This window comes from Gulosibacter sp. GYB002, assembly GCF_036577665.1.
In the GTDB taxonomy this organism is placed as follows: Bacteria; Actinomycetota; Actinomycetes; order Actinomycetales; family Microbacteriaceae; genus Gulosibacter; species Gulosibacter hominis.
On the sequence record NZ_JARBDD010000005.1, the window covers coordinates 43993 to 61356 of the forward strand.

Here is a 17364-nt window from a genome sequence, read left to right on the forward strand (position 1 = left end):
GCCCGATGCGCCAGTCTGCCGGCCACCGTCAGCCGATTAGCGGCGCCGCCAGCCGCTCGAGTTCGGCATCCGTGAGCCCGGCGCGACGCATCACATCCCAAGCATCGAACCCGTCGAGCTGTTCGAGCACGGCCGACTCGACCGTGAACCCGAGTTCGGCGAGCCGCTCGGCAATGTGCGGGCCGTGATCGGGAAACCCCATGCGAGCGAAGAACGGCGCCAGTTCGGATGCGGTGAGCGCGTAGTCGGCAGCGATCGCCTCGGGTTCGACACCGGCGAGCGACAGCAGCACCGCGGTGATCAGCCCGGTGCGATCACGGCCAATGGCGCAGTGATACACGACTCCCCCGGGTGCGGTCGCCATTGTGCGCAGCACAGCAACCACTCGATCGGGGGTTTCTTCGAGCACCGGACGGAAAAAGCGTGGCGTCCCGGCACGGTGCTCGGCGCGCATCCGCTGCCAAAATTTGCTCGCCCGGATGTCATCAAGCGGCACCCGCACCCCGAACATCCCCTCGGGCAGCTCAGCTTCGGGGCTCGGCGGCACCCGACCAGCGTTCGCGCGCTCATCATCCGGGGAGCGCGGCTCAATCCGAGTCTCGAAGTCGTTTCGCAGATCGAGCACCGTGCGAAACCCCTCGTCGTAGGCTGCGCCGAGGCCCGATTCGGTGGCGTAACGCAGATCGGCTGAGCGCACATAGGCACCGAACCGGGTGCTGCCACCATCGCGCAGCGGCAACCCGCCAAGGTCGCGTGCGTTGTAAAAACCTTCCCAATTTCGGATGCGTTGCTGATGCGCCATGCCGACATTGTCCGGGATGCAGCTAGCCGCGGCCTGGGTGTGTGGCGCGGCGATGCGTGCATCCACGCTCAATATCCCAATTTTTCGCATCCACCGCCCCGCAAAAGTGACAGAATGGTGAACAGCCGTTTCTCTGCAACTCTAACCCTGAGGGAGTATCCCCTACCGTGTGTGGCATCGTCGGTCACGTTTCGACCAGCCCCGTCAACCAGCAAATCTACGACTCGCTGCTGCTGCTGCAACACCGCGGGCAAGACTCGACCGGGATCACCACCCTCGAAGGCAACACCCTGCACAGCGTGAAGGCGAAAGGGCAGGTGCGCGAGGCATACCGCACCCGCGATATGCGCTCACTGCTGGGCGACATGGGCCTGGGCCATGTGCGCTACGCCACTAGCGGTTCGGCCTCGCGCGAGGATGAAGTGCAGCCGTTCTACGTGAACGCCCCCTACGGCATCGTGCTAGTTCACAACGGCAATCTCACGAACACTCGCGAGCTCAGCGACGAACTGTTCCGCATCGACCGCCGCCACCTCAATAGCGACTCCGACACCGAGCTGCTACTGAACGTGCTCGCCAATGAGCTGCAGCGCACGATGACTTCGGAGCATGCCGATCTCACGGCCGATGACGTGTTTGATGCGGTTGCCGGTGTGCACCACCGCGTTGAAGGTTCGTACGCCGTGATCTCGTTGATCGCAGGGCGCGGGATGCTCGCCTTCCGTGACCCGTTCGGTATCCGCCCGCTGGTGCTCGGCCACCGGCTCGACGACAACGGCCGCGACGAGTGGGTGGTTGCATCCGAGTCGCTCGTGATTGATGCCGGTGGTTATGAGCTGGTGCGCGAGGTGCGGCCGGGTGAGGCCGTGTGGATCACCACCGCCGGTAAGCTGTACAGCCGCGAATATGACGGTGCGACCAAGTTGGCGCCGTGCTCGTTTGAATACGTTTATTTGGCGCGTCCCGACTCGACCATGAACGGTATTTCGGTGTATAACTCGCGGCTGCGGATGGGTGAGAAACTCGCTCGCAAGGTAGAACGCGAGATTCCGCTCGACGATATCGACGTGGTTATGCCGATCCCCGACTCAGCCCGCCCCGCAGCGATGGAGCTCGCACGGGTGCTCGGCCTCGACTATCGCGAGGGTTTTTACAAAAACCGCTATATCGGCCGTACGTTCATCATGCCCGGTCAGAAGGTTCGCAAAAAGTCGGTGCGCCAGAAACTCAACGCGATGCCCGTGGAATTCGAGGGCAAAAATGTGCTGCTCGTTGACGACTCGATCGTGCGCGGCACCACCTCGAAGGAGATCGTGGAGATGGCGCGCGCTGCCGGTGCGAAGAAGGTGTTCTTTGCCTCGGCTGCGCCGCCGGTTCGTTATCCGCACGTGTACGGCATCAATATGCCCACTCGCGGTGAGCTGGTGGCATCGGCCCGCACGGTTGAAGAGGTGCGTTCGGTGATCGGGGCGGATGCGCTGGTCTACCAGGATGTAGACGATCTGTTCGCGGCGATCACCGAAGGTACCGAGCTCAAGCAACTGGATATGTCGTGTTTCACCGGTGAATACGTGACCGGCACGGTGACCCCGGAGTACCTCGCCTGGCTCGAGAACTCGCGCAAGTCGTAGCGCCGGCGCGCAGCAGGTGCGCGACGTGCGGTGTGCACCGAGCGACCCGAGGCTTGTGTGTGTCTTAGCGTCAACCGTGTGTGGCAGAACACACACAAACGACGCGAAGACACACAAATGCCGCTGAGACACGGCGAGGGGGATGCCGCCCGCAGGCGTGCATCCCCCTCGCCGCCTTCCGCGCTAGCGCACCGCTTCGATGAAGTTTTGGATGCGAATCGACTGCGTTTGCGTCAGCAGCTCTTCCGGCGAGCGCTTTTCAACCACAGTGCCCTCATCGAAGAACGCGAGCGAGTCTCCCACCTCACGCGCGAATCCGATCTCGTGAGTGACCACCACCATCGTCATGCCGGCAGCAGCAAGCTCCTTCATCGTGGCGAGCACCTCATCCACCAGCTCGGGGTCGAGGGCGCTCGTGGGCTCGTCAAACAGCATCAGCTCGGGATCGAGGGCCAACGCCCGGGCGATCGCCACGCGCTGCTGTTGACCACCCGAAAGCTGGTGGGGCATCTTCTCGGCGTGCGAGCCAAGCCCAACGCGCTCGAGTTCTTGCATCGCCCGTTCCCGGGCCGCCGACTTGCTCATCTTTTTCACGTGGATCAGGCTCATGGCCACGTTCTCCAACGCATCCACGTGGTTATACAGGTTGAAGCGTTGGAAGACCATGCCGATCCGTGAACGGAAATCGGCAAATTCCCGGTCGCTCCACTCTCGAGCCCGCCCATTTTCGAGCGTGTAGCCCACCTCTTGGCCATCGACAGTGAGGCTGCCTTCATCAATGAATTCGAGTCCATTGATGGCGCGCAGGAAGGTTGATTTCCCCGACCCCGAGGGGCCGATGATCACGCTCACCTCGCCGCGGTGCACATCAAAGTCGATGCCGCGCAGCACTTCTACCTCGCCAAAGCTCTTGCGCACACCCCGTGCGCGCACCAGAACCTCATTTGCAGTCATGGTTTGTTGTCCTCTCGAGGTTATTTCGCGTTCCGAGCCGGCATCTTGATGGGGCTGGTCACCAGGTCGATGAGACGCCCCTGGGTGCCGTTGCCGCGCGCAACCCGCACGCGATCCTTGCCGAAGCGCCGCTCGAGACGCGACTGCAGGTAGGTGGCGATGGCGGTCATCAGCATGTACCACAGGCTGGCCACGATCAGCAGCTCAATAATCATGTTGTTCTGCTTGTAGATCTTGCTTGCCTCTGACATGAGGTCGTTGCCGGCCACCACGATAATGAGCGAGGTGGTCTTCAGCATCGAGATAAATTCGTTGGCGGTCGGCGGGATTACGATGCGCAGGGCCTGCGGCAACACGACCAGGCGCATCGCCTGACCACGGGTCATTCCGCCAACGAGTGCGGCTTCGGTCTGCCCCTTGTCGACGGCGAGGATACCGGCACGCACGGTCTCGGCGAAGTAGGCCGCCAGGTTCAGCCCCAGCCCCAGCACCGCTGCGGTCGCTCCGGAGATGACATCGTTAGTGTCCCAGCGGTAGCCGATCAGTGTCCACGGAATTTGGATGGTGATATACGGCAACAGGAACGCCAGGTTGAACCAGAAGATCAGCTGCACCAGCACCGGCGTGCCGCGGAAAAACCAGATGTATGCCTCGGCGATCCACTTCAGCACCGGATTGTGCGAAAGCTTCATCACGGCAATCACCACACCGAGCACCAGGCCGAGTGCGGTAGCCGTGATACTGATCCAGATCGTGACGCCAATACCGCGCAGGATTCGGCCATCGAAGAGGTACTGGCCCACCGCATCCCAGTGGATACGTTCGTTAAAGAAAATGATCGAAGCAACCCAAATCACCACGAGAATGGCGACAATTGCGGTTACCCAGCGCCAAGGATGCGCGCGGCGTTCGATCGCGAATTCGGAGCCGTCATCAGTAGTGAACGGCGCTGTGCGTCGATTCGACATGAGTGCCCTTTCTGCCACGGATGCGGCTAGTTATTGCCACCGTTGATGGTTGCGGTTTCGATCGCCATTTCCTCGACATCCCAGGCGGCGAGAATTTTGGCGTAGGTGCCGTCGTCGATGAGTTCCTGCAGCGCTTCCTGCAAAACCTTTGCGAACTCTTCGTCATCGTTGCCAACGCCGATACCCCAGATACTCTCGTCACCCTCGATGACGACCGAGTCGAGTTTGTTCTCGGGGTTGGATGCGTGCCACTGTGCCACCGGATAATCGGTCACGGTGGCGTCAGCGCGGCCACTCTTCAGCGCCAGGTTAGCGTTCTGGTCGCCCTCGAAGCGCAGCACCTCGTAGGCGGGTTTACCCGCGTCGACGCAATCCTGTGACATTTCATCAACGAGCGCGGCGCTCGAACCGGCATCAACCACGGCGATGATTTCGCCACACAGGTCCATCGGGTTTTGCACGCCCAGTGGATTCCCCTCAGCGACCAGGAAGGCGTTGCCCGACTGCACATAGTCGACGAAGGTCATGCTCTGACGTCGTTCTTCGTTGTCGGTCATCGAGCTGATCACCGCGTCGTAGCGACCGGCGAGGACACCCGGAATCTGCGAGTTGAACTCCTGGTCTTCAATGGTCATTTCAAGGCCGAGTTTGCGCATCAATGCCTGAGCGATCGCCGGGTCGACCCCGATGATGTCTTCGCCGTTCTCACCAAATAGCTCCATTGGCGCATAACCCACCGACGTGGTCCATTTCACGCCGTTTGCGAGGTACTCCTCGGGCACCTTGGCGCGCAGCTCTTCGTTGGGTTCAATACCCTCAATGATCGACTTGGCTCGTTCGTCGTCGGGCACAGGCAGGTAATTGACCTGTGAAAGGTCTTTCGAAGCGGCCTGTTCCACCTCCCACAGCCACTGTCCACCGCATCCGGTGAGTGCCGTGGTGACCGAGAGCATCCCGGCGGCCGCCACGAGCGCACGGGCACGCATCCTATTCATCATTTTCACTCCTCATTGAGTTGGTAAACGACTTCACCATCCACCACGGTCTGCTGCACACGGATGCGCCACAGATCACCGGGTGAACAGGTGAACGGGTCAGCGTCAAGCGTGACGAAGTCGGCATATTTGCCCGCTTCGAGAGTGCCGAGCCGGTCGCCGAGGCCGAATGCGTCGGCTGCGCGGCCGGTGTAGCTATCAACCGCATCCGCAACACTGATGCGCTCTTGCGGTTCGCGGCCCTCGGGAGGTTCGCCGTCGCGGCGCTGCCGAGTAACTGCCGCGTGGATACCGTACAGCGGCGCAACCGGCTCGATCGGCGCATCCGAACCAAATGTCACCAGCGCCCCACGCTCCATGAGCGTGTGCCAGGGGTAGTGGTGCGTGGCGCGGTCACCCAGCAGGGTGACGCTGAGCGGGTAGTCGCCGGTGCAGTGAATCGGCTGCATGGATGCGATGACATTCAGCTGCTGGAACCGGTCGATGTCCGATTCGATGATGTGCTGGGCGTGCTCGATGCTGTTGCGCAATCCGTGCTGCCGCGTGATTTCGGCCGTGGCTTCGTAGGCGTCAAGCACATTGGTGTTGGCGCGGTCGCCGATGGCGTGGGTGCTGACCGCGATGCCGTTGCTATTGGCACGGGCCACATCGGATGCGAGATCAGTCGAGCTGGTCACCTCGACACCGCAATTGCATTCGTCGCTCTCATAGGGTTCGTGCATGAGCGCGGTGTGTGATCCGAGAGCTCCGTCACTGAAAAACTTCACCGAACCAGTCACCACCCAGCGGTCGCCGTCGCCGGTGCGTCGTCCCTCGGCAATGGCGCGGTCGAGGGCGGTTACCGGGATGCCCTTACGAACGCGCACGCGCAGGCGATTTTCGGCAGCCAACTTGAGGTATCCATCCCGCACCTGTTCGCCATCGAGGTCGGTGATTGCGGTCACGCCAAAGCGGTGTAGATGCTGCTGCACCTGGTCGAGCAGTTCGGCGCAGTCGTTGAGCAGCAGTTCGGTGACGCGGCTACGAGCCACATCGCTATTGTTTTCGCGCAGCACGCCGGTGAGCTGGCCGCTTTCGTCGCGCTCGATCACGCCGCCGGGAAGCTGCTCGGTGTTGTCGTCGATGCCGAGCTGTTCGAGGGCGCTGCTGTTCAGGCACACCGAGTGGCCGTCAACGGTGTTGAGCGCAACGGGGCGGTCGCCGAACACGTCGTCGAGGTCGCGGCGGTGCAGCGTCTCACCGGCAAGCCAGCGGTTCGCGTTCCAGCGCCCACCAACCACCCAGCCGGTGCCGGGGTTTTCGGCGTTCCATGCCCGCAGCTGTGCCAGAGCTTCCGCCAGCGAATTGGCTTCGCTGACATCGGGCGACTGGAATTGCAGCGCCATGGCGCCGGAGTGCAGGTGGGTATCGAAAAAACCCGGAAGCAGCACGGCGCCGCCGAGTTCGGTGACCGGTGCATCCATGCCGGCGATTTCGCGACACTCTTCAAGGCTGCCGATCGCGGCGATATCGCCGTCAATCACCGCGATTGCGCCGCTGAATGGCGTGGCATGGGCATTGGTCAGGATGCGCGGGTGAACAAATACTTTGGCGGCCACCGGTCCTCCTAGCTCGTTGACAAAGGGGTCACGAATTTGGTTCATGACTCTATGCGCTGTCACGCGTTCACGGGGGCGTGAATTGAATCGGGTTTCTATCGCCCATGACGCCAATTGCTAATGAATCGGGCGTAGTGTGAATGGATATGCTGAACCCCCTCCACCTGCGGACCCTGCGCGTTGTGATTGAGCAGGGATCGTTTGTTGGAGCAGCGAATCGACTGGGGTACACGCCCTCCGCGGTGTCGCAGCAGATGTCGACACTCGAACAATCGACCGGTCGGCAGCTGTTCAGCCGTTCTGGTCGTTCGATTCAGCCGACTGAAGTGGCGCTCACGATCGCTGAACATGCGCACGAAGTGCTCAACAGTCTCGATGCGCTGATGCACGCAGCCGCCGCCACCTCCGAGATGGTGTCGACCACGTCGGTTATCGGATTTTCGTCGCTGATGAGTCGAGTAGTTCCGCTGATTCTCAGCGATGAAGAGTGGCTGGCCACCAATCATCGACTTTCGGTAAGCATCCACGACCCATCGCGTGCCATCCGCGAGGCCGCAGCCCGGCCCACCACAACGGCCGTACTGGTGTATCTCATGGGCGACCGCGGGCTGTCGTGGCCAGAAGTATTTGAGCCGGTTTCGCTCGGCATCGACCGTTTTGTGGTCGTCGTGCCGCCGCAATGGCAGCTGGATTCGCAGCTCGACGACGTAGCACCGCTGCGCAACCGTCACTGGGTGCTGCATCATCCCGGTTCAAGCGATGCCGACCTGATCGAACAGACCATCAATTCTCTGGCGCTGAGCCCCGATGGCATCTCGTATTCGGATGACTTCACCGCCACAATTGCGCTGGTGGCCGGTGGGCTCGGGGCTGCGATTGTGCCCGAGTTTGTGGCCGCCGAAGCTGGCGACCGGGTGGCGACGGTGGGCGTGCCAGGTTTTGAGATGCATCGTGAGCTTGTGGCGCTGATATCGAAGCGAACACCCGAAACGTGCCGCTCGGCGTTCGAGGCGGCGCTGCGGCGAGCCATGCGCGCGCTCGGCTACGAGGCGCCGACAGAGAGCGTGACCTAGCCACGCTGGCGCGGGGCGTCCGGAGTGAGAACGGCCCGGCACGCGACCAAGCACCCGCGTGTCTATACCCGGCCACACCCGCGCGCCGACACCGGGCCAGACCCGCGCACCGACACCGGGCCACACTTCGGGATTTGTGTGCCTTAGCGTCAATTGTGTGTGGCGAAGCACGTACAAATGACGCGGACACACACAGATCCGGCAGGGACGCGCGGCGAGAGCGGTGCGCGGGACGCGCGACGAGAGCGGTGCGCGGGCGCCGCGGTGCGGTGCGGTACGCGGGCGCGCCCCACCAAGTGTGTGCCTTAGCGTCAATTGTGCGTGGCAGAACACATACAAATGACACTAAGCCACACAGATCCGACAGAAGCGAGCGAAGAGGCTACGCATCCGAGCGGCCGCCGGCGCCATCGACCCCAGCGTCACCAGCGTCACCAGCGTCACCAGCAGCACCAGCAGCACCAGCAGCACCAGCAGCACCAGCAGCACCAGCAGCACCCGCGCCAGGCACGCGGCGTACCGTCACTTTGCCGCGCTTACGCGACACAACAGCGTTGATGATCAACCCAACCGCCGCAAACACAATCACGCTCAGCGCGGTAATAAACACCAGGAAAAAGCCCAGCGCCTGCTCGGGCGTGTGCACCTGATACCCCTGATACAACGCCTCGGGCGGCGGAAAACTGTAGGCACAAATAATCGACGCAATCACGCCAACAACAACGCCGATCGCGATGAACAGCGGCAGATTCACCTGCCGGCGCACCGTCAGCTGCAGCTCATCCGGTAGCTTCCGTTCGGCCGGCTGCTCGGCAGCACCGGGCACCACCTGCGCGGATTCTCCAGCATCGGATGCAGCGGCTTGCTCAGGTGAGCGGTCATTATTCGCGACAGACATACGAACCATTGTCTCCCATCCGCCACCGTTACCGCAGCCGCAGAACCGGCAGCACCGCATCCAGATTCGCTCGGCCACCTGATGCGAGCACGGTACCGGATGCGCGCGCCACCTCCCAGTCCAGCGTGCCGGTCGCCAGCCGCAGCCAGGTGTCGGCATCGGTTTCGATCACGTTCGGCGGTGTGCCGCGCGTGTGTCCCGGACCCTCGATGCACTGCACGGCCCCGTAGGGCGGCACCCGCACCTCCACCGACTTACCGGGCACGCGATCGGCCAGCGCCTGCAGTGAGTAGCGCACCGCCGTCGCCACCGTATTTCGGTCACTGGCCCCTGCCACCCACTGCTGCGCTGCGGCCAGACCCGCCGCTTCATCAATTCGTTTGCGTGCCATATCCCCAGTTTCTCGCAACGCTGCGGGACCCGCATAGCAATATCCAGACCGCCCGGACCACAGCATCCGGTAGCGAATTTCGCAAGGCTGCCTGACCCGCATCCACACGCCAAAGTGGCACCCCACGAACCGCAGCCGAACCAAGTGCCGGTAACCTGGCTGTCGTGAAGATTCTGGTTTTGGGGTCAGGCGCCCGTGAGCACGCCATCATCACCGCACTCCACCGTGAGGGCGGGCACGAAATTGTTGTCAGCCCCGGCAATGCGGGGATGGCCGACATCGCTCAGCGCATCCGAATGAGCATCACCGACCCCGAGCTGGTCGCTGACTTCGTCAAAGAAGAACAGTTCGAGCTCGTGGTGATCGGCCCCGAAGCGCCGCTTGTGGCCGGGGTGAGCGACGCGGTACGCGCGCTCGGGGTGCCGGTGTTCGGCCCTTCGCAGGCCGCCGCCGCGATCGAAGGATCGAAGGCCTTCGCGAAAGACATCATGCAGCGGGCCAATGTGCCCACCGGCCGCGGCAAACAGTGCCACGACATCGACGAACTCATCAGCACCATCGATGAATTCGGCGCCCCCTACGTGGTGAAAGCCGACGGCCTAGCCTCGGGTAAGGGCGTCATTGTCACCGAAGACCGCGGCGAAGCCATCCGTCACGCTGAGCAGTGGATCGTTTCGGGGCCGCTGCTGGTGGAAGAGTTCCTCGACGGCCACGAAGTGTCACTGTTCTGCTTCAGCGACGGCAAAACCGTTCGCGCACTCCCCCCGGCACAAGATTTCAAACGGCTCCACGACGGCGACCACGGCCCCAACACCGGCGGCATGGGCGCCTACACCCCGGTGCCCTTCTTGAACGACCGCTTCGGCAGCGAGCAGCAGTTCGTCGCCGAGGCGATCCGCTCGGTGGCGCAGCCGGTGATCGACACGCTGCGCGCCGACGGCAAGCCGTTCCAGGGGCTGCTGTACTGCGGGCTGATTGTGACCGCCGCGGGGATTCGCGTGATCGAGTTCAACGCGCGCTTCGGCGACCCCGAAACGCAGGTGGTGCTCGAGCGGCTCGGCGAGCCGCTTTCGCCGCTGCTGCTGGCCTCGGCCAATGGCGCGCTCGGCGAGCGCGACGAGCAGCTGGCGCTGCGCGATAACGCCGCGGTGACCGTGGTGGTGGCCTCCGAGGGGTACCCCGAGCGGCCGATCACCGGGCGCCCGCTCGCAGGGCTCGATGATGCTGAGGCCGCGGGCGCACTGGTGCTGCACGCCGGCACCGCCACCGATGACGACGGGCAGCTGGTTGCCACCGGCGGCCGCGTGCTGAACGTGGTGGCCACCGGCGACACGATCGCCGACGCTCGCCGCACCGCCTACACCGCGGCCGCGCGCATCCAGCTCGAGGGCGCGCAGTATCGCAATGACCTCGCCCAGCTCGGCGCGGCGCTGCAAGACACGCAGCGGGCGCATGCGAATACCGCTGGGGTTTCAGCGGGTTGTGCTGGGGCCGGCGCTTCCACACCCGCTGCACCGACCGCATCCGCCCGCCCGGACCTTGCCGACACCCCGATCGCCGCGGCAACCGCTCGCGCGAACGGCGCATCCCGCCCACACGACGCCGCTTCCTTCGCCGGATACCGCCACGTCTACTCGGGCAAGGTGCGCGAGATCTACGAGAGCGACGACGCGCTGCTGCTGGTTGCATCCAACCGCGTGTCAGCATTCGACCACCTGCTCGAGCCCGAGATCCCCGCCAAGGGTGCGATGCTCACGAGGCTGAGCCGCTGGTGGTTCGACCGCCTGGATGTGCCGAACCAGCTGCGCGAGCCCGCCGGTTGGGATGCGGGGCTCAGCGCCGAGGATGCGGCCCGCACGATGCGTGTGGCGAAGCTCGACATGTTCTCGGTTGAGTGCGTGGTGCGCGGCTACCTGACCGGATCGGGGCTGAAAGAGTACGAAGCAACCGGCGCCGTGTGCGGTGTGCCGCTACCCGAGGGGCTGCGCGATGGTGATCGCCTGCCCGAGCCGATTTTCACGCCGGCCTACAAGGCGCCGCAGGGTGAACACGACGAGAACATCAACTTTGAGCGCGTGGCCGAGCTAATCGGTGCCGACGACGCCGAGGCGCTGCGCGCGCTATCGCTGCGGATCTACCGCGTGGGTGCCGAGGTGGCGCTCGAGCACGGGCTGGTGCTGGCCGACACGAAGTTTGAGTTCGGTCGCGACCGCGAAACCGGTGCGATCACGCTGGCCGACGAGGTGCTGACGAGCGATTCGTCGCGGTATTGGGATGCGGCGGCCTATGCGGATGCGGATGCGCCGCTGAGTGCGCGCCTGGCCTCGTTTGACAAGCAGATCGTGCGCAATTGGCTGCGCGAGAACTGGGATGGGCAGGGCGTGCCGCCGGTGCTGCCCGCCGAAATCGTGGAGCGCACCCGGGCGCGCTACGCCGAGCTGCTGCGGCGCCTCGGCGTGGAGTAGGCCGGGCCGCGGGCCCGGTGACCCGCTAATCCTTCCGGTTTTGTTGGGTGTAGCTAGCATTGTTGGTCTTGCACGCCCAACAATGCTGGCTATACCCAACAAAGAGCGAGTGCTGTCGCTTACCAGGATGAGGTGCTGCGAGGCTCGACGGCTGGAGCGGGGCCTGCGGCGGCTGCGAAACATCATCGTGAGCCAAACCACACCGCCCGCTTCCACCCATTCGCGATGACGTCATCTCTGCCATCTACGTGCCGGCAGACGGCGCCGTTCACTGCTCGGCGTGACCGCTATTCGTCGCCGGTGCGCACCACCGCATCGGCCCCGAGCGCGGACGTGATGTCATCTAGGAATCCGTGCTGAATGGCCCAGGGGACACTCAACACTGAGGGAGTAGTCACTGCGATCAGAAGCTTCGGGTCTTCCAAGTAGTAGTAGCGGCCCTCGGCAATCGGAGCCCACCGCGACATCAGTGGATGGGCGAGAGTCTGCGCGATCTTGTCTGGGGAGTTCGACCATCCGATGAACACGTCGGTGGTGAGCGCATCCAGTCTCTCGAGGCTGACGGAGCCGTAGTAGTCGTCCCCAAATGAGCCGACTTCCTGAACGACGGACGGGTCGTCAGTCATCCCGAACTCACGAAGCAGTGTAGGTCGGGGGTCATCCGGCGAGTAGACGGCAAGGTCCGTGAAACCGTCTTCCAGCCACTCGCCGAAGATGAAGGTCTTCCCTTCGAGCTGAGGGTGCGCATCGCGCGCTGAATCGATCGCTGCCTGCGTTCGTGAGATCAGTTCCGCAGCCTGCTCAGGGCGTCCCAGCGCGGTGCCTGCGAGCTCGACGATGTCTGACCACGAACCGTAAGTCCACGGTGTGCGCGCATAGGCGATCGTCGGGGCGATTTCACTGAGCCGCTGATAGTCGGATTCGGTGATCCCGGAGTATGGCGCGAAAATCAGATCCGGGGCGTAACTGAGGATCTCCTCTGGGTCGTAGGCACCGTCCTTTCCTGGCGAGAGAATCGGCGGCAGTTCGGCACCGAGTTCGACAGTCACATGCTCGCGGAACCAATCGCTATAGCCGTCCGGTGTGCCGTATTCTTTGGGGACCGCGACGGGAACGACGCCCAGCGCGGCGACCGCGTCTTCGGCGCTGGCCCGAGGACAACCACTCGTTCTGGGGTTGACTGGATAATCGTCTCGCCGTGCGCATGTGTTACGGATATCGGGAAGGCGCCCGACTGCTGCTCTGAGGTCGGGCGGTCGCCTGGCGATGATCCGCACGCCGTCAAAGACAGCGCGAGAGCCAGAACGACGAACGGAGCCAGAACGCGGCGACGCCCGGCCCGACGCGGCGCTTCCCGAGTCATCTCGGAGGTCACGATGCGCCTCCTTCCCCGCGGGTCTCGGTGACGACGCGGCTAATCCTGTCGGCGATGGCGTCGATGCCCCAGTCGATGCCGAGCGGGGTGGCGGTAGCGAGGGCAAGCCCGGTGGCGGGGTCGTCGATCAGTGCGACCCGGTTCTCCGACACAGGCGCCCAACTCTGGAATGCGGCGTTCGCGGCAACGGCTTCGCGCCAGGTGTCCTCATCGGAGATGACGACGTGGACATCGGGGTTCAGCTGGAGGAACTGCTCCATGCTGACGGTGAAGCTGGCGGGGTCGCCTGCCTTGCGCTGCAGTTCGAGCGTTCCGGCGAGGGGCTCAAGCCCGAGAGCTTCGAGAATCTGGGCTCGGGGGTCGACGGAGCCGAAGACGACGACCTGTCCGTCGTCGGAAGGCAGGAAGCTGTGCAGGTAAGTGACTCCCGACAATTCGGGGTGCGCTGCCGCGACATCGGCGATGCGCTGCGTGGTGTCTTTCTCGATCTGGGTGGCATATGCCGGGCGCCCGAGCGCGGCACCCATCATCTGAATATGCTCATCGACCGTGGTCGCCCAGGGCTCCGAGGGGAAGGCGATCGTCGGTGCGATTTCTGACAGCGCCTTATACTCGGCCTCGGTGATTCCGGAGTTGATGGCGACGATGAGATCGGGCTGCTGCATCAGGACGTACTCCAGGTCGACCTCACCGCGCTCCAATGAAGGGTCCACGGAGGGGAAGGGAGCACCGAGTTTCTCGATTGCTTCGGAGACCCACGGGTAGTAGTCGGCTTCGATGCCGGTTGCGTGGCCTTGCGCGACCGGAACCGTGCCGAACTGGATCGCGATATCGGCGCCGCTCCAGCCGATTGCGACGACGCGCTTCGGCTGGGTTGTGACCTCGGTCGACCCGTACGCGTGCTCGATCGTCACCGGATACGCACCATCCTCCGGCTCGGCGAAGACGCGTTGCTCGGCCTCCGCGGGCGGAGGTGGGGAAACGCATCCGGAGAGGAGAAAAGTGCAAGCCAGCACGGCGAGCGCCGCGCGACGGGAGATAGAGAGCATGGACAGTCCTCACGAGTAGAGATGATTCAGCGGGATAAGGTAACCCTTAGCTCCGACGCTATCCGTCGCTGTTTTCGTATGGCGGACATCTGCCGTTGCCCTTGCGACAGATCCCCGCAGGGCGCTCGCGAGCGATACCCGCGAGGGTGAACGAGCGCCGTGAGACGTCGCTGTGCGCCTTGGCGATTGCCGGCTCAGGAGGCAAGCGGTCGTCGGACGACGCGACGAGGGATGACCAGCGGTGTGCCGGTTTCGGGGTCGGGTTGGATGAGGCAGGGAAGGTCGTAGACGTCCTCGACGAGCTCGGCGGTGAGGACCTGGTCTGGTGCACCGGACGCGACGACCGCGCCGTCCTTCATGACGATGAGGTGGTCGGCGTACCGGGCGGCCTGGTTGAGGTCGTGGAGGACGACCACGATGGTGCGGCGTAGCTCGCTGCGGAGTGTCTCGAACAGTTCGAGGAGCCCGTACTGGTGGGAGATGTCGAGAAACGTGGTCGGTTCGTCGAGGAGTAGGACTGGGGTCTGCTGGGCGAGGGCCATCGCGACCCAGACGCGCTGGCGCTGCCCGCCGGAGAGTTCTTCGACGAGTCTTCCAGACAGGTCAGCGGTGCCGGTGGCTTCGAGGGCGGCGGTGACGGCGGCCTCGTCCTCGGCGGACCACCGGTCGAACATACCCTGGTGCGGGTAGCGCCCGCGGGCGACGAGGTCGGCGACGCGTATCCCGTCCGGGGCGAGGGAGGTCTGCGGCAGCAGTCCGAGCCGGGTGGCGAGCTGTTTCGGTGGTAGCCGGTGGATGTCGTCTCCGTCGAGCAGGATCGCGCCGTCGAGTGCTGGGAGGACGCGGGCGATCGTGCGCAGCAGGGTTGATTTGCCGCATGCGTTGGGGCCAATGATGGCGGTGTACGAGCCGCGAGCGATGGTGATGTCGACCCCATCGACGATGATCCGCTTGTCGTACCCTGCGCGCACGGCGACTGTGCGTACTGCGTCGACGGCGACGGTGCCGGTGGCGGGATTGGTCGTGGTCATGTTCTCCTCCGGAACTCCGAGATTAGCAGCCAGGCGAGGTATGCGCCGCCGAGTGAGACGGTGACGACACCGACAGGCACCCCGATGCGCTGGGCGAGGACGTCGGACGTGAGCAGGCTGAATGCGCCCACGAGCGCCGAGGGGACGAGCAGTAGTCCCGATCCGCGCACCAGGCGGCGCGCGATCTGCGGGGCGGCCAGGGCTATGAAGGAGATGGGGCCGGCGGCGGCGGTGACGAGCGCGGTGAGGGCGACGCCGACGACGACGGCGAGGGCGCGGGTGCGGTTGGCGCGTAAGCCGAGCGATTGGGCGGTGGCGTCGCCCAGTTCGAGCTGGCGCAGGCCCGGGGCGAGGGTGATCACGGCGGCGAGCAGGATGAGCAGGAGCGCGGTCATGGGCCAGAGCTGGTCGTGGCCGAGTGCGTTGAAGGATCCGGCTGCCCAGACGGCGGCGAGCATAGCGGTGTCGACGCTGGTGGACAACATGAGTGCGGAGTTGAGCGAGGAGAGCAGGGCGGCGACGCCGATGCCCATGATGATCAGCCGGAACGATTGCACGGATCCGCCCACCGTGGCGAGGAGATAGACGATAGCGGCGGTGATGATGCCGCCGACGATGGCACCCGTGGCGATGTCGAGGTAGCGGGTGGATCCGAGAAGGAGCATGACGAGGATCGCGCCGGTGTAGGAGCCGGAGGAGAAGCCGATGATGTCCGGGGAACCGAGCGGGTTGCGGGTGAGGGTTTGGAAGATGGCGCCGGAGATGGCGAGAGCGATGCCGCAGGCGATTGCGAACAGTGCCCGCGGCAGTCTCCATCCCAAGACGAGCATGTGCGTCTGCTTGCTGGCGGTGCCGGTGAGCGCGGCGACGACGTCGCCGAGGGGCACGGGGTAGGTGCCGAGGGTGAGGGAGATGATCGCGAGGATCAGGGTGAGCAGTGCGAGGGTGGCGCAGACCGCGAGGACACGTACGCTGACCACGCCCGAGACCCGTGGCACGCGAATGACGATCGCGCGGTATCCGTGGTCGAAGGTGTCGCGCCCGGGACTGCGGCGGGAGTAGGTGCTCACAGGCCGCTCACCCCCCGTCGTCGTGCGAGGAGAATGAGCGCGGGGGCACCGATGACGGCGGTGACAAGGCCTACGCGCAGTTCTCCACTGGGGAGGATGACTCGGCCGAGGATGTCGGACAGCAGCAGCAGAATCGGTGAGACGACGATCGTGTAGGCGAAGATCCATCGCTGATCGGGGCCCACGAACCAGCGCACGACGTGCGGCACCATGAGCCCGACGAACCCGATCGGTCCCGCCAGCGCGGTCGCCGTGCCGGCGAGCAGGGTGACGGCGACGATCACGACGATCCGCACCCGCCCGGCACGAACCCCGAGCGAGGCGGCGAGCTCGTCTCCGAGCGCGAGGGCGTTGAGCGCTCGGGCGGTGCCAAGGCCGAGCAGGAGCCCGAGAAGAATCAGCGGCGCGAAGGAGAGGACGATATCGAGCTGTCGCCCGCCGATGGATCCGACGCCCCAGAATCGGAGGTCGTCGAAGGTGTCACGGTTGCCGAGAACGATCGCGGTGGTGAGGCCGCCCAGCACTGCGCTGATCGCCACACCCGCGAGGGTGAGCTTCGCCGGGGTGGCTTTGCCGCCGCCGACGGCGCCAAGCGCGTACACGAGTATCGTGACAGCGCCGGCGCCGAACAGGGCGAACCAGACGTAGCCCAGCGGGGCGGCGATGCCGAGGAACCCGACCGCCATCGTCACCGCGAACGTCGCCCCGGCATTCACGCCGAGGATGCCGGGATCAGCGAGGGGGTTCCGGGTGTACGCCTGGATCAGTGCCCCGCACATCCCGAGCGCCGGGCCCACGACCAAGCCGACGACCGTGCGCGGCACGCGCAGCTCGAGAATCATCACGTGCTCATCGATCGTGTGGTCGTACGCCCACAGCGCGTCCCAGATCGTCGGCAGCGTGATAGCTCGAGCGCCGACGCCAACGCTGAGCATGACGACGACAGCGAGCACGGCGATCGCGGCACCGAGACCAGCCAGTCGAAACGCCCCGGAGCGGGCCACACCGGACGGTGCCGCCCGCTCCTCGAGCGCACGGGCGGCTTTCACTGTCGGGACGCTCAC

The 17364-nt window shown here is 64.5% G+C and carries 15 protein-coding genes; 3 read left to right on the plus strand and 12 right to left on the minus strand.

The window, feature by feature from the left end:
• Positions 1-28: 28 nt before the first annotated feature.
• The gene (locus PV375_RS03940) at positions 29-802 is read right to left on the minus strand and encodes a tyrosine-protein phosphatase (protein WP_332106220.1); all 774 of its coding nucleotides are present in this window, start codon (positions 800-802) and stop codon (positions 29-31) included.
• A 167-nt stretch (positions 803-969) separates the two neighbouring features.
• Between PV375_RS03940 and purF the strand changes: the two genes are divergently transcribed.
• Positions 970-2433 (plus strand): amidophosphoribosyltransferase, encoded by a 1464-nt coding sequence (gene purF, locus PV375_RS03945; protein ID WP_332106221.1) that lies wholly within the window; start codon positions 970-972, stop codon positions 2431-2433.
• A gap of 183 nt (positions 2434-2616) precedes the next feature.
• On the opposite strand, the gene PV375_RS03950 is transcribed toward purF, so the two are convergent.
• Genes PV375_RS03950 through PV375_RS03965 form a run of 4 tightly spaced genes read right to left on the minus strand, consistent with a single transcriptional unit; the run spans position 2617 to position 6993 of the window.
• Positions 2617-3387: an amino acid ABC transporter ATP-binding protein gene (locus PV375_RS03950; RefSeq protein ID WP_332106222.1), complete on the minus strand. Its 771-nt coding sequence runs from the start codon at positions 3385-3387 to the stop codon at positions 2617-2619.
• A 20-nt stretch (positions 3388-3407) separates the two neighbouring features.
• On the minus strand, positions 3408-4355 hold the full coding sequence (locus PV375_RS03955) for an amino acid ABC transporter permease (protein ID WP_332106223.1): 948 nt from the start codon (positions 4353-4355) through the stop codon (positions 3408-3410).
• Between the two features lie 26 nt (positions 4356-4381).
• Positions 4382-5353, minus strand: coding sequence for an ABC transporter substrate-binding protein (locus PV375_RS03960; protein WP_332106224.1), 972 nt, complete (start codon positions 5351-5353; stop codon positions 4382-4384).
• A gap of 2 nt (positions 5354-5355) precedes the next feature.
• On the minus strand, positions 5356-6993 hold the full coding sequence (locus PV375_RS03965) for an amidohydrolase (protein ID WP_332106225.1): 1638 nt from the start codon (positions 6991-6993) through the stop codon (positions 5356-5358).
• Between the two features lie 101 nt (positions 6994-7094).
• Here PV375_RS03965 and PV375_RS03970 point away from each other — a divergent pair, with 101 nt between their 5' ends.
• Positions 7095-8021 (plus strand): LysR family transcriptional regulator, encoded by a 927-nt coding sequence (locus PV375_RS03970; protein ID WP_332106226.1) that lies wholly within the window; start codon positions 7095-7097, stop codon positions 8019-8021.
• A 382-nt stretch (positions 8022-8403) separates the two neighbouring features.
• On the opposite strand, the gene PV375_RS03975 is transcribed toward PV375_RS03970, so the two are convergent.
• Both PV375_RS03975 and PV375_RS03980 read right to left on the minus strand, forming a co-directional pair.
• A complete protein-coding gene (locus PV375_RS03975) occupies positions 8404-8919 on the minus strand; it encodes a hypothetical protein (RefSeq protein WP_332106227.1) in 516 nt (171 codons plus the stop codon).
• 28 nt (positions 8920-8947) lie between these two features.
• Entirely contained in the window at positions 8948-9310 is a 363-nt protein-coding gene (locus PV375_RS03980) for a sterol carrier family protein (RefSeq protein ID WP_332106228.1), read from the minus strand.
• A gap of 164 nt (positions 9311-9474) precedes the next feature.
• Here PV375_RS03980 and purD point away from each other — a divergent pair, with 164 nt between their 5' ends.
• Positions 9475-11775 carry a phosphoribosylamine--glycine ligase gene (purD, locus tag PV375_RS03985; protein ID WP_332106229.1) on the plus strand — a complete coding sequence of 767 codons (2301 nt, stop codon included), beginning with the start codon at positions 9475-9477 and terminating at the stop codon, positions 11773-11775.
• Between the two features lie 287 nt (positions 11776-12062).
• Here the strand turns inward: purD and PV375_RS03990 are convergent, their stop codons facing one another.
• From PV375_RS03990 to PV375_RS04010, 5 genes are all read right to left on the minus strand, one after another.
• Positions 12063-12824 carry an ABC transporter substrate-binding protein gene (locus PV375_RS03990; RefSeq protein WP_332106230.1) on the minus strand — a complete coding sequence of 254 codons (762 nt, stop codon included), beginning with the start codon at positions 12822-12824 and terminating at the stop codon, positions 12063-12065.
• 322 nt (positions 12825-13146) lie between these two features.
• Entirely contained in the window at positions 13147-14199 is a 1053-nt protein-coding gene (locus tag PV375_RS03995) for an ABC transporter substrate-binding protein (protein ID WP_101630785.1), read from the minus strand.
• Between the two features lie 194 nt (positions 14200-14393).
• Positions 14394-15230, minus strand: coding sequence for an ABC transporter ATP-binding protein (locus PV375_RS04000; protein ID WP_070759185.1), 837 nt, complete (start codon positions 15228-15230; stop codon positions 14394-14396).
• Positions 15227-16300, minus strand: coding sequence for a FecCD family ABC transporter permease (locus PV375_RS04005; RefSeq protein ID WP_332106231.1), 1074 nt, complete (start codon positions 16298-16300; stop codon positions 15227-15229). The genes PV375_RS04000 and PV375_RS04005 overlap by 4 nt, the downstream gene beginning before the upstream one ends.
• Positions 16297-17349 carry a FecCD family ABC transporter permease gene (locus PV375_RS04010; protein ID WP_332106232.1) on the minus strand — a complete coding sequence of 351 codons (1053 nt, stop codon included), beginning with the start codon at positions 17347-17349 and terminating at the stop codon, positions 16297-16299. Before PV375_RS04010 ends, PV375_RS04005 begins: the two co-directional genes overlap by 4 nt.
• Between the last annotated feature and the right edge of the window lie 15 nt (positions 17350-17364).